The organism is Silvanigrella paludirubra, from assembly GCF_009208775.1.
Classification (GTDB): Bacteria; Bdellovibrionota_B; Oligoflexia; order Silvanigrellales; family Silvanigrellaceae; genus Silvanigrella; species Silvanigrella paludirubra.
The window spans coordinates 407,405-421,856 of sequence record NZ_WFLM01000002.1 but is presented as its reverse complement, the minus strand read 5'-3'; the positions used below and the strand labels follow the sequence as shown (position 1 = coordinate 421,856).

9 protein-coding genes are annotated in these 14,452 nt (G+C 29.0%); 5 read left to right on the top strand and 4 right to left on the bottom strand.

Annotated elements, in window-relative coordinates; all coding sequences use genetic code 11:
- Window positions 1–53: 53 nt before the first annotated feature.
- Window positions 54–1,682 (top strand): ATP-binding protein, encoded by a 1,629-nt coding sequence (locus GCL60_RS05960; protein WP_153419214.1) that lies wholly within the window; start codon window positions 54–56, stop codon window positions 1,680–1,682.
- Here the strand turns inward: GCL60_RS05960 and GCL60_RS05955 are convergent.
- Window positions 1,672–3,405: a M14 family metallopeptidase gene (locus GCL60_RS05955; RefSeq protein ID WP_153419212.1), complete on the bottom strand. Its 1,734-nt coding sequence runs from the start codon at window positions 3,403–3,405 to the stop codon at window positions 1,672–1,674. The two genes, GCL60_RS05960 and GCL60_RS05955, sit on opposite strands and share 11 nt — an antisense overlap.
- A 27-nt stretch (window positions 3,406–3,432) precedes the next feature.
- Window positions 3,433–4,146: a YebC/PmpR family DNA-binding transcriptional regulator gene (locus GCL60_RS05950; protein ID WP_153419210.1), complete on the bottom strand. Its 714-nt coding sequence runs from the start codon at window positions 4,144–4,146 to the stop codon at window positions 3,433–3,435.
- 351 nt (window positions 4,147–4,497) lie between these two features.
- Here GCL60_RS05950 and GCL60_RS05945 point away from each other — a divergent pair, with 351 nt between their 5' ends.
- Window positions 4,498–5,829 (top strand): thiolase family protein, encoded by a 1,332-nt coding sequence (locus tag GCL60_RS05945; protein WP_153419208.1) that lies wholly within the window; start codon window positions 4,498–4,500, stop codon window positions 5,827–5,829.
- Between the two features lie 21 nt (window positions 5,830–5,850).
- On the top strand, window positions 5,851–8,016 hold the full coding sequence (locus GCL60_RS05940) for a 3-hydroxyacyl-CoA dehydrogenase NAD-binding domain-containing protein (RefSeq protein WP_153419206.1): 2,166 nt from the start codon (window positions 5,851–5,853) through the stop codon (window positions 8,014–8,016).
- Window positions 8,017–8,019: 3 nt separating this feature from the next.
- On the opposite strand, the gene GCL60_RS05935 is transcribed toward GCL60_RS05940, so the two are convergent.
- Complete coding sequence (locus tag GCL60_RS05935) at window positions 8,020–8,784, bottom strand: DUF1028 domain-containing protein (RefSeq protein WP_153419204.1); 765 nt, start codon at window positions 8,782–8,784, stop codon at window positions 8,020–8,022.
- Between the two features lie 320 nt (window positions 8,785–9,104).
- On the opposite strand from GCL60_RS05935, the gene GCL60_RS05930 reads away from it, so the two are divergent.
- Window positions 9,105–9,866, top strand: coding sequence for a carbonic anhydrase (locus GCL60_RS05930; RefSeq protein ID WP_153419202.1), 762 nt, complete (start codon window positions 9,105–9,107; stop codon window positions 9,864–9,866).
- A gap of 317 nt (window positions 9,867–10,183) precedes the next feature.
- A complete protein-coding gene (locus tag GCL60_RS05925) occupies window positions 10,184–11,833 on the top strand; it encodes an alpha/beta fold hydrolase (protein WP_153419200.1) in 1,650 nt (549 codons plus the stop codon).
- A 14-nt stretch (window positions 11,834–11,847) separates the two neighbouring features.
- Here GCL60_RS05925 and hrpB read toward each other — a convergent pair whose 3' ends face one another.
- Entirely contained in the window at window positions 11,848–14,448 is a 2,601-nt protein-coding gene (gene hrpB / locus GCL60_RS05920) for an ATP-dependent helicase HrpB (protein ID WP_153419198.1), read from the bottom strand.
- Window positions 14,449–14,452 lie beyond the last annotated feature (4 nt).

The window sequence follows — 14,452 nt, the reverse complement described above, 5'->3', positions numbered from 1 at the left end:
TAAGATTTAATTTCAGTTTTATTAACTTTTATTTTTAAATAAAGAGGTTTTCTTTGGCTAAAGAATCAAAAGATGAGCTAGATTATAAATCTTTAAGCGAATTATTGCCAATATCTTATCTTATTTTAGATGAAAATCTTATAATTAAATCAGCAAGCAACCAATTTGTTAACTTATTGAATATTAAGCGTCATTTGATTGAGGGATTTAATTTATTTTATTTTTTTAAAGTAAATATGCATATGGAAGAAGATTCAGGAATAGAAAATTTGAAATTATCTTTGGATAAAGTTCTTCATGAACATACAGAAGAATTTATGGATATTCAAAAATTTAATATTAAGGTGAATCAAAATGGAATACAAACCCAAGTTTTAAAATATTGGAAAGTTTCAAATATACCAATATTTGATAGAAACAAAAAGTTAAATCATATTATTTTAAAAATTGATGATGTTACAGATAGTGTAAAACTTAAATTAATGAGTTTAGATCAAAATAAGTATTTTTTAAGAACAAGATATCAAACTGATTTAAAAGAAAAAATTCAACGTTCTCAAAAAATGGAATTAATTGGGCAACTTGCTGGTGGAATTTCTCACGATATCAATAATATGCTTACAATAGTAAATTTAAACTGTGATATTATTTTAAACTCATCTCAAAATATATCTCCCGTAGTAAAAAAACAGACAGAGCAAATTAAAAAAACATCAAAACATGCTGCAAAATTATTACATCAAATTTTAAGTTTTGGTAAAAAACAAAGATTGAATTTAATATCTCTTAATATTAATTTAATTATAGAAGATATTGAAAAAATGTTAATAAGATTATTACCAGAGAATATAGAACTAAAAAAAGAACTATCAAACGAAATTGAGAATGTTTTAGCTGACCCTACTCATATTGAACAAGTTATTTTAAATTTAATTATCAATGCAAGAGACGCTATTGGTGAGACTGGTATCATTAAGATTGAAACATCAAATAAAGAAATTCATGAAGATATCTCTTTAGGTAGTCATTTTCTGAAGGCTGGTCATTATGTTGTTTTATCGGTAGGTGATAATGGAGTTGGAATGGATCCAAATACTCAGGCCAGAATTTTTGAACCTTTTTTCTCTACTAAAGAAGAAGGTAAAGGAACAGGTCTTGGTCTTGCAACAATATATTCTATAGTTGAGCAATCTAAAGGTACTATTGTGGTTAATAGTGAATTAGGGAAAGGAACGACATTTCAAATTTATTTTCCTGCAACAGATTTAAAACTCAATTCTTTAAAATTAGAGGAACAAAATAATATAAATTTAGAAGGTAAAGAAAAAATACTTGTTGTTGAAGATAAAGAAGAGTTAAGTGAATCTATTTCAAATAGTTTAAAAATATATGGTTATGATGTTTATTTAGCTAAAAATGGATATGATGCAATTGAAATAATAAAAAGCAAAGGGAATGAAATTAAATTAGTCATTACTGATATAATAATGCCATTGTTTAGTGGAAAAAAATTAGCAGATTCTATCGTTCAATTATTTCCTGAAATAAAAATAATATTTTTGACAGGACACGCCGATGATCTTCTTATAAGAAACGAATTTTCTAGAGATGGCTCAATGTTAATTGAAAAGCCTTTTTTATTAAAGCAGTTATTAATAAAAATAAAAGAAGTTATTCATTAATAAATTTTGCATAATATTCACCTAAATGAGAAAAACTAACTTTAAATACAGCACTGAATTTACTTTTTTCATTTTGAGTTAGAAAAGGAATTTTAATTGTTTTTGTAGAATATGAATTTGTTCCGATATCTACAGAATTTATCCATCCATTAATAACAGGAGAATATCCAGCAAGAGGATCTAATTGGTATATAGAATTTCCTATAAGAGTGGCGTTTTTAATATCAAGTATTTCAATTATAATTTTTTTGGATCCTTGTGATCGGCTTCTCGCTTCAGAGACAAAAGTAGGCAAAAATCCATCATTTGAAATAGTTAATTCTGCGTATTTTAAATTACTTGTACTTTCCTTTGATAAGTTAACAGAAACATTCGGCAAGGGTGCAATATCAACAAATAAAGATAAAAGTGGAACTTGGTTTTGAATCACTTCATGAATTAGTTTTTGTGGTGGGTTATTGATTCCAAAAAAAGTAGGAATTTCAGAAATTTCAACTTCTCCAAGTTGTTTATGGTTGTATTTTTTCCATGGATTTCCAAACATAATTCCTTGATTTTCATCGCGATCATATTCGTAAACACTTCGCCATTCTTTTTTTGACCAAAAGTCATATCTATTTATAAATGGTCTTTCATTTCTTCCCATTCTTTGTGGAAGATCCCACAATTCACAAACGTAACAATAGGCTCCTAAAGAGTGATAAGCGTAGGAAGAGAGGCAACCCTGTAATGGTTTTCCTGGAATATAAGTAAATTCTTTATGACCGCTTACGGAAGGATAGCCTGTAATTTCTTCTAGTTTTTTATCAAGAGTTTGGTAAATACTTCTATCTAAAATATTCATTTCACTATCATCTTTAGATTCTAGCGGACGTATAAAAACACCTCCAAAAGAATGATAATTTAACCAAAAATATATTTGAGGTATTTTAGCAGAAAAATCGGCAATGGCTCTGCTTTCAATTTCGGATAAAGAAATTTTACCACTTTTATTTTCAGTATAATTTGGAGCCCATTCAACTGGGAAGTTACGATTTAAATCAATCTCATTATCACCAAGATTTAGAGCAAATGGTATATTTAATCCATCATAATTTTCTATCATTCCTTCTGGAAAAATATCGTAAAAAGGTTCTTTGTCTCCTAGCTCTCTTCTTCTCATTAATTCTGGATATTTTTCATCACAAACCCAAATTCCAGAATTGGTTTTTCTTCTCATTAATCCAATTCTTTTTTTGTTTTTGAAAAGATCGTAACCATTATCTTTTATTTCTTTATCAACTAAACATTGGCGATTCCAATAAGATCCTTTTTCAATTTCAGTTCTAGAATCACGAGCATTACTTCTACTGCGTTTTCCTTCTGTAAAATATTGTTCGGCTCCATCAGGACAAATTCGAGGAACAAAAACATAGTTTACAGAAAAAAACTTTGATTCATTAAAGATAAGTTTATGAATTAAGTTTTCTATATGAGCCAAGACTGCATTTGTACCTATTAATTCATTGGAGTGCATATTTGCATCGATCCAAATAGTAGGTTGATCTATTTTTTTTCCTCTTGGGTAAACTCTTAAAGCAATAATGGATCTATTTTCAAGAGTTTTTGCAATTTCTAATTTTTCAAACTCAACATTTTTTGGTATTTGACTACAAAGGTTATCTATGTCAGAATTCATTTCATTATAAGTTAAATATTTATTTGTAAAATAATACTTAGACATAAAATTTCCTTTAAACAAAATAAAATATTATTCTTGAATATCAAAATTATGATAAACGTTTTGAACATCATCGTGTTCTTCTAATTTATCTACAAGTTCTAAAGCTTGTTTCGCATTATCTCCAGATAAGGAAACGAGATTGTCTGGAATTAACTCAAGACCCGCTTTTTCAAAGGGGATGTCAGCATTTATTAAAGCTTCTCGGATAGTAGCAAAGTTTACTACTTCAGTATATACGGTTGTAAAATTATCTTCGGTAATTATATCTTCAGCTCCTGATTCAAGAGCAACTTCCATAATTTTATCTTCAGATACTTTTGAGGAATCTATTACAAAAACACCACGCTTTTTGAACATCCAAGCAACGACACCCATTTCTCCCATATTGCCACCATTTTTTTGAAAAATGCGGCGTAATTCAGGGTGTGTTCTATTCCGGTTATCTGTAAGAACTTCTATCATAATCGCTGAGCCGTTTGGTCCATAGCCTTCGTAAGTAATTTCCTCAAAACTCATACCCGTCATTTCGCCAGAGCCTTTTTTAATTGCTCTTTCGATATTTTCTTTGGGCATACTATTATCTTTTGCTTTATTTACCGCTGATCTTAAAGCGGCATTTGAATTCAAGTCGCTTCCTGCTCTTGCAGAAACCATGATTTCTCTGGCTAATTTTGTAAAAAGACGTCCTTTTGCTGCTGCACTAGAAGCCATTCGCCCCGCAATTGTGTTATGACGACCCATAATAGATTCCTTAAATATAAAGTTTAAATTAATTTATGCTATTAGCATTTGCGATGACAAACGTTAAAGCTATAGGTGATTTACCACTTTGATTAAAGATTGAAAAGGGCTAACTAAAGACGAATTCAAAGCTTTATAGTGATAAAATCAATTCTTAAAAATGAATGAAGTTAAAAAAAAACAAAATATAAACCAAATTAAAATCATTCTGTTTATTTAAATAATTTAACTTAACAATAAAGAATAGAAAAAAATTCTAAATTTAAAAAGTTTGGGGCTTATGAAAAGTTCTGATACTGTTATCACCATAATATTAGAGGACTTGGGTTTAATCATGAATGAGGTGAATGAATGGAAAATAATGAGAGCACTGAGAGCAGTACTAAAAAAAGTTCAAGTTCTAAAAAAGAAAGAGTTGTCGTTGTAAGTACTGTGAGAACTCCATTTGTAAAATCATTTGGAGTTTTTGAACAAGAAACGGCACTCTCATTAAGTTTAAGAGTAGCTAGTGAAGTTATCTCAAAAACAGGTGTTCAGGCATCTGATATTGATGAATGTATTTGGGGTGTCGTTATTCCGCAAACTAAAAATGCAAATCTAGCTCGTGAAATTGTTTTATTTTCAGGATTACCAACTACAATTGCAGGTTTTACATTAAATAAAGCTTGCAACTCATCCTTACAAACCGCAGAAATTGCTGCTGATAGAATTTTGCTTGGAAAAAATAAACTTGTTTTAGCTGGGGGAGTTGAAGTTTTATCCGATGTTCCCATTCCTTTTTCAGATGAAGCACGCCGCTTTTTAACTAAAATGTCTAGGGCAAGATCATTTAAAGAAAGACTATCCCTTATTGGGAGCGTAAATCCAAAATGGTTTTTACCTAAACCTCCCGCTCTTGCAGAGCCATTTACGGGATTAACAATGGGCGAGCATGCAGAAATAATGACAGTTAAAAATAATGTTTCTCGTGCAAGACAAGATGAATTAGCATATAAAAGCCATATTAATGCAGCATCAGCTATTGAAGCTGGATATTTAAAAGATGAAATTGTTCCTGTTTGGACAGGAAAAGATAAAAATATTTTTGTTGATAAAGATAATATGGTTAGAGCTGATACTTCTATTGAATCTATGGCAAAATTAAAGCCTGTTTTTGACAAACGTAACGGAACGATAACTGCTGCAAATTCCAGTCCCTTAACAGATGGAGCTGCTGTCGCTTTATTAGCAAGCGAAAGTTACGTTAAAGAAAAAAAATTACCTTACCTTGGTTATATTGTTGATACTGTAACGGTAGCTGTTGATCCAAATGATCAATTATTAATAGGCCCAGCTTATGCTATTCCTAAAATTTTAAAGAGAAATAATTTAACAAAAGATGATATAGACATTTTTGAAATTCATGAAGCTTTTGCAGGACAAGTTTTAAGTTGTTTAGACTCTATGAATAACGAAACATTCTGCCGCGAAAAGCTAGATTCCTCTTTATTTGGAACAATACCGCCATCAAAAATTAATATTCAGGGTGGTGCAATTGCAATAGGGCATCCATTTGGCGCAACAGGCGCAAGATTAATTGGAAATGCTTTACGCATATTAAAAAGAAAAGGTGGCAAATATGCTGTAGTTGCTGTTTGTGCTGCTGGGGGAATGGGTATGGCTATGTTACTTGAATCAAAGTAACAAAAGATAGGAGAATTTAAAATGAATTTAACTTCAAAATCAAAAGTATTTCATTTTTCAATGAAAGATGGAATTTGCATAATTGACATGAATGATGAAGCAAAAGCAGTAAATAGTTTTACCATTTCAATGCTTGAAGATATTGATGAAAATTTACCAAAAATTTTAGCAAATGATAAGGTAGAAGGAATTGTTATTACCTCATCCAAAAAGAATTGTTTTGCTGCTGGTGCTGATATTTCTATTTTTGAAACATTTACGAGTAAAGATGCAGGTGAAAGAGGAAGTAAGGAATTGCATCGAATTGTGAATTATTTTGCAAATGCAAAGGTTCCTACCGTTGCTGCAATACATGGTACGTGTTTAGGAGGTGGCCTTGAGCTATCACTAGCCTGTCATTTTCGAATATGCACAACTCATAAGTCAACACAACTAGGCCTACCTGAAGTTCAATTAGGAATTTTACCAGGAGGTGGTGGTACTCAAAGATTGCCAAGACTTATAGGTATTGCACAAGCACTCGATCTCATTCTTACGGGAAAAAAAGTTGATGGAAAAAAAGCTTTGAAACTGGGTCTTGTTGATGATCTTGTTCCCGAAAACCAGTTGCTTGAAAAGGCAATTGCATTATGTAAACAAAATAAATTTAGAAAAAGAGTGTTACCTTCTTCATTAGGAATTGTTTCTTCTATGCAAGGAAATTTTGATTTTCAAAAAATTGCATTAGAAGGAAATCCATTAGGCCGTTTTTTAATAACGAAACAAAGTCGTGGCATGGTAATGAAAAGTACAAAAGGGCGTTACCCAGCGCCTTTAAAAGCACTTGAAAGCGTCATGCGTGGAGTTGAAGTTTCATTAGAAAAAGGCTTGGAAATTGAAGCAAAACTCTTTGGAGAATTGGTCATAAGTGAAGAAAGTAGATCGTTAGTTCATATATTTAATATAATGACAGCAGCGAAAAAAAATCCTTATCCAAAAAATATACAAGAATCATCTAAAGAGCAATATACAAACGATCTAGAACAAGGAAATTCAGCGGTAGGTATTTTAGGTGCAGGATTAATGGGTAGCGGCATTGCAACGGTATTAGCTGAAAAAGATATTAGAAGCGTGATTATTGATAAAGAGTCTTCGGGTTTACAAAGAGGTTTAAAATCTGTTTCTAGTTACTTTGAAGAACGTTTTAAAAAGAAAAGAATAAAATGGTTCGAAAGAGATTCTAAAATATATCGAGTGAGCCCATCCCTAGATTTTTCTGTTTTAAAATCTTCGCCAATTATTATTGAAGCCGTATTTGAAGATATTAAAATTAAGCATGATGTTTTAAAAAAATGTGAAGATTCCATTCCAAATTCAAATTTTATTTTTGCTACAAACACAAGTAGTTTGCCTATATCAAAAATTGCGGCAACAGCTAAAAATCCTGAAAATGTTGTTGGAATGCATTTTTTCTCTCCTGTCCCCAAAATGCCTTTAGTAGAAATTATAACTACTGAGAAAACCGATCCTAAAGCTGTATCAGCCATTTTTGATTTAGCAACAACAATGGGAAAACAAATTATCGTTGTAAATGATGGTCCTGGTTTTTACACAACTCGAATTTTAGCATTTCAAATAGCAGAAGCTTTAAATATTTTAGCTGAAGGTGGCAAAATTGAAGATGTAGATGAGGCTATGGAAAAATTTGGAATGCCAGTAGGTCCTATTACTCTTTTAGACGAAGTAGGGATAGATGTTGGGGAACATATTATAAAAGTATTGTTTGAGCCTTTTTCAGATAGACTTAAAGTACCAAAAGAAATTGAAAATATTTCAAAAGAAGGTCGAAAAGGAAGAAAAAATAATAAAGGATTTTATGTTTATTTAGATGGTAAAAAAGAGAAACCAGATGAGTCTATTTATAAAAATTTTACTCAAGAGCGTAAAAACTTTGATCATAAAGAAATAGCAGATCGCTGTATGTATGTCTTTTTAAATGAAGCAGCTCATTGTTTTGATGAAAAAATTATTAAGTCTGAAGATGATGGAGATTTAGGCGCCATATTTGGTCTTGGGTTCCCCCCATTTTTAGGTGGGCCATTTCACTATGCAAAAGTTTTAGGTAAAAATAAGGTGAATGAAAAGTTAAAAGAACTTAGCGCAAAATATGGAAAAAGATTTGAACCCGCGCGTTATTGGGAACGATAATTTTTAATCTTTGCTTTCATGATATTTTTCAGATAATAAATATGTAGCATCTGTTTTGTTATTATCTGAAAAAACTTCAATATTTATTATCAAATTTTCATTATGAAACGTCCTTAAAAAAGCTTTATTAGAAGACAAATTATAATTTTCAATACATCTTTTATCTCCATAGGATATGTCATCTGGAACACTTTCAAAAGCAGAAATCATTTTATCCGATAAAGAGCCATTTGCTTCCTTAAATTTGGATTCAATTTTTTTTAATGTATCTTTATTCTTTAACAAATTTCCTGCAATTGCATATGTAAATCGGTTTTCAAAAGCGACTCCCGTTATGGAGTTGCTTTCTGGATAAACATGAATACCAGTATAAACATGAGCAGAAGAACCTGAAGGCTTGTATTTTTTTACAGTAGCAAATTGTCTAACTGGAAAGTTTGGATCATTAAAAGGCTTAGCTAAAAAAGTGTTTATGACTTTCGCTGAATAGATTTCGTCTTCCTGCGACATAAGAGCAAAAGAAGTTGCAAGCCATATTTTTGAAAATAGATTGATATCAGATTGTCTATTCATGATTCCATTTCCATTGCTATGAACAACCACAAAATCAGCAATTTTAACATCTTCTTTAGAAATAAAACATGTTGCTAATATGGAAGCAGCTTCATTTGTTTTTAGATCGAGAGCAACCATAGAAAAGGTGCCATGTCCTTTATTTGAAATCATAAGAAATGGAATTAATATGAAAAATATATTTTTTATTTTCATGATGTTAAACCTTTTTAAATAAACAGAGTTAAAAATTAAATTTTAAAATACAAAAATATTTTTTGTATTCCGGTTTTTTGTATTTCATAAAAAAGCAATAAATTGAAACTATAATATATATTATTTTTAATATAAATTCCACATTAGAATAATAAAAAATTTATAATTAATTTATTATTTTAATCTTTATAAAAAACATCAATTAATTATTTATTATTGTATAACTAAAAATTAAATGGTAACTTACTTCACTTTTGTAAAGTTTGGCTTAAGTTTCATTTTATAAAATATTTATTCTTATAATTTAAAGGGTTTAGTTTATGACTTCTAGGCTTTTACTACCGCTAATGAGTTGTTTATATTTGGTTGGATGTGTTCAGACAAAACATTATAAAAATACTCAACATTTAGAAATTTATGATGAAAAAACTGAGAATGTAAGTGAAAATAAACTTATCGAAAATTTCAATTCATGTTCTAATGGAAAAAAACAATCACCAGTTAATATAGTAACAAGTGAATTAAAAACAAATTCAATGTTGCCTAAAATTGAAACAAATTATCAACTTTCCCCTTTAATTATAAAAAATAATCAACATACAATTAAAGCAAAATTTGACAATATAAATAGCATTACACTTGGAAAAGTGAAATACTCATTGCTTCAATTTCACTTACATACACCAAGTGAACATAAGTTAGATGGTAAAAATTCTGACTTAGAACTTCACCTTGTTCATCAGAATGATTCTGGAGAATATGCTGTGTTGGCAATTTTAATGCGCTCTGGAAAGGAAAATCTTGCTTTAAAACAATTTTTTGAAAATTTGCCAAACGAAGATCATGCAATTGTGAATACCAATTTAAAAATAAATTTAAATGATATATTACCAAGCAACTTATCTTATTATAGTTATTTTGGCTCTTTAACTACCTTTCCTTGTGATGAAAAAGTAAATTGGATTATATTAAAAAATGTTGTTGAAGTTTCTGAAGAACAAATTCAAAAATTTAAAACTATTTTTCCCAATAATGCCAGAGATACACATCCTTTAAATGATAGAGTCGTTGAAACAAATTAAATACATTTCTTTTTTTTATCAAAAAATTAGGGTTTATAATTTATTTTTCGACATTAAAATTTTTTTTGGTGTTCTTTTGATTTTAAATTATTGAATTAAAATTTATATAATATCTATGGTCTTCATTCAAAGATATTATAATTGCAGAAATCAAATTTTTTTATAAATATTTAGATTCCCTAAATCGGAAAATTGATAAAAGAATAAAAAATATATATAAATTAAATATATTTAGTGGTTTCTATATTGACAAAAATTTCTAAACTCTTATCAATTGAAATTGTTTATTATTTATTTATTCTTAGAGATTGGAAAATATGATCACAAAAATTTTTAATTTTCTTCATAATTTTATTCCTAATAAGTTAAAATCAAATAAATTTTTTAAATATTCTACTAATATTTTTGGTTTAATTATTTTTATTTCTATAATGACATTTTGGGGAATAAATAAAATAAATCGAAAAAAATTAGAAATATTAGAGAATAAAGTATTAAATAATATAACAAATACAACATATTTAAATCAATATATTTATAATAAGTGGCATAGATGTGATTATTCTTCATTTAGCAATATTGAAAAATGTATGAAAATTAAAGTTCCACTGAATTGGAAGGATAAAAATTCTAAAAAAATTGGAATTTATGTTAAAAGATATGGAAATCCAAAACCAAAAAGAATTGTAGTGTTATTGAGTGGCGGTCCAGGAGGCGTTGGATCGTCATATACTGATTTAGCAAAAGATTTATATCATAAAGATAAAGATCAGCTCTTTTTAATTCCAGATCATCGTGGAAGCGGCTTTTCCGAAAATTTATGGTGCGAAAGAGATAAAAGAGTATTAAGTATACAAGATATTGATAATAAAAAATTTGAATCCTGTTTTAAAGATTTAAAAGATAAATGGAAAAATGATCTTCAATTTTTTAATTCTTGGCAGGCAGGTATGGACATTCATGCCATTTTAGAAATGTATCCGAATTTACCTGTATCTATTTATGCCTCCAGCTACGGAACAATATGGGCACAAAGAGTTTTAAGTAAAAAAAATACAAATATTCAAAAAGTATATTTGGAATCACCCATATTATTAAGACATGGAAATTTTTATGATCGAAATGTTGAAGATCCAATAAAGGTTTTTTATGAAAGCTGTAAAGAATCACCTTATTGTAGTGAAAAAATGAATTTAAACTCGTTTGATGACCTTAAAAATCTTTTTAAAAATGTTCATAATCATGAACATTGCAGACATAATCTTTCTAATGAGGTACGAGAAATAATATCAAAAAAATCTATTTGGCTCTTACAATATAATTATACAGCACCACTTTTTGCATTTTTAATCTCATCAATAAAAAGTTGTGATGAGCATCAAATTAAAAATATTTTTAAATATAAAAATGAAATTAATATTACAGAAATTGGAAATTATAAATATTCTTCTTATTTACATTACAATATTTTTTGTAACGAAATTACAAATAGAAAATTAACAAAAAATGATAAATATTTGTATAGCAAAAATTCATCAAATCATTTTGGATTTGTGGATAATTCAGTAGAAAAATGTTCAGCCGTACCTGAATACGAAGTTGAAAAAAATAATTTTTCTTTTTTAAAAGACTCTTCATATAAAACATTGATAGTTCATGGAGAAGCAGATACCTCAACAACGCGAGAATATGCTTTAGCATTAAAAACTAAATTTATTGAAGAAAATACAAAGTTCATATCAATTAAAAAATTAGCTCATATACCTCTTGCATTTAGAATTAATTATGATGAATTTTTTGAAGATAAATATCATGAAGCAGAAAAATGTAGATTCCATATTTTATCTGAGTTTTTTAAAGATACGAAGGATTGGCCTGATTTAACATGTACTGAAAATATTTATCCGCCTATTTATTCATCTGATAATGCTTTAAAATTATATGAAAAGATATTCAACAATATATGATATTACAATTTTAATTATTTATTTCTCTTTCTAAGAATTATTTCTGGTGGTTCTGCTGTTTTGGGATTATCAGGCCAAGAATGGCGAGGGTATTTGCGTGAAAGTTCTTTTTTTACTTCTAAATAACCCCGCTCCCAAAATCCAGCAAGATCTGTTGTTACTTGAACAGATTGCATATTTGGGGCTAATAAATGAGTAACAAGTGGAATTGTTCCGTTACAAATACGAGGAGTATCTAAAGTTCCAAAAAAATCTTGCAAACGAGAGGCAACCCAAGGTGGTTTATCTTCTTCATAGTGAACTTTAACTTTTCTTCCTTTACCAATCTTAATATGGCTTGGAAACAAATTTGATAATATTTTTTGATCTTCATAAGAAATAAGTTCATCTAGGTATTCATCAAGGTCTTTTTCTAAAATTTCTTTAAAGCTTTTTTTATTTTCACATATATGACATATTAATAATTCAAAATCTTCTTCTAAAAAATTAGGGATATTTATTTTTTCCCCTTTTTGTTTTGCTAGCTTAACTCTATTTATTAAAAATTGAAGTGCTTTATCATCTTCAAAAGGTTTAGGCCACATAGTAGATAATTGTTTTATAAGTGTTTCTTCATGTTTGTTATTTTGTTCCTTTATTTGTTTTTCTTCTAAAACAAGTTTGCCATAAACTAATTTTTGATATCCCCTGACCCTCTCGTTTTCATTATCCCAGATATATTCATCATATTCTTGTATAAATCCTTCTGGAGCGGCTAAAAGATATTCTGCTTCTATTCCATGACAAATTCGAATTTGGGTAGAGTTCGATTGTGAAAGGGCGTTTGCCGATTCTTCAGCATCTATTGCTAATAATAATTCAGAGTCTTGCACGACGCTTGATGGAGAAATAAAAGCACCACCACCTAAACATAAATTAATTTCTTTTCGACCCGAAATATTTTTTTTACTTTGAGAGCGAATTTGACAAACTCTATCAGGATATCCAGATAAAAGAATAAGACTTAAATCTTCATCAGAAATTAGTTTAAAACAATTTGAAAAATGGATTGCAGAGCTGTGGCAAAGTTGTTTTGCCAAGTTTTCAATTCGTTTTGTTGCATTAAAATCAATAAGATCTTTTTTATAAGAAGATATACTTTCTTTCAAATATATTTTTTTAAATAAATCTATTTGATATTGAATATCAGAGTGAGCAATGTCTATAGATTGATTCCCTCTTTTTAAAAAGGTACCTTCATTAATTAAAGAAACAACCAAAATTCCTTGAGCTAGAATATTCTTTGATTCTGATTCAACCAGAATGCGCCCTAGTCTAGGGTGTAAGGGGTATTCAGAGATTTTTATTCCAATTTCAGTTACATTATTATTTTTATCAAATGCATTTAAATTTTTTAATAAACCAAATGAAGATTCTACATTATTTTTAGAAGGGATATCAAACCAAGGGAATAAATTTTCAAAAGAAGAATCAAATTTAAAGGATTCTTTTAATTTTCTCTCCATGATTTTTAATTCTAAAATAGTTTGTGTTAAATCGACTCTTTGAATTTCTGGCTTTTGAAAAGGAGATCTCATATTATAATCAAGTTGTGTAAATAATCTTTTTGCAATTCCTGGGCTTGTTCTTCCTGCACGTCCTGCTCTTTGAATGCATGAAGCTTGACTAATTGGCATAATATCCAAAGTAGGAAGACCACTCCAACTGCCATGTCCCGCAATTTTAGCGACACCAGAATCAATGACTCCTGTTACGCCATCAATTGTAACCGATGTTTCTGCAACGTTGGTACTTAAAATTACTTTACGTATATTTGATTTTAAAAATATTTTTTGCTGTTCTTGAATAGAAATATCTGCTTTTAATTGAAATATTTCAAAAGTATATTTTGCGCTTAATTCTTTTAAATTTTCAGCACATCGTTTTATTTCAAAGTTACCAGGGAGAAATACTAAAATATGCCCTGGACAGGAATTGTTTTTTAAAACCTCTTCAACTGCTATGGGAACTAAAGTAAAAAGAGACTTATTTGAATCAGGTAAATTTAAATATTCATAAGTAACAGGATAATTTTTTCCTTCAGATACGAGTACTTTTGCGCTTGGTAAATATTCCTGTAAGTTTTGTGTTTCTAATGTTGCAGACATGACTATAAGTTTGAGATCGGGGCGAATTGTATTTTGCAATAATTTAACTAGCATTAAAGCAATATCAGTATGAATATGTCTCTCATGAAATTCATCTATAATTACACATGAAATATTTTTTAAACTAGGATCAGAAAGAATGAGTCTTGAAAAAATGCCTTCTGTAATATATTTGATTTTTGTTTTAGAGCTTTCCACTTTATCAAAGCGTACTTGATATCCAACGGTTTCTCCACACTTTTCATTTAATTCTTGCGAAACTCTTTCTGCAGATAGTTTTGTAGCTAATCTTCTTGGTTCTAAAACCAAAATTTTTCCATCAAATAAGTTTAATAAAGCAGGAGGGACTCTTGTTGTTTTTCCTGCGCCTGGAGTTGCTTGAAGTATTAAAGATTTTTCTGTTTTAATATGATTGATAATATCGGGAATGAGATCATCAATAGGAAGCTTAATAGGTTGATTTGACATTAAA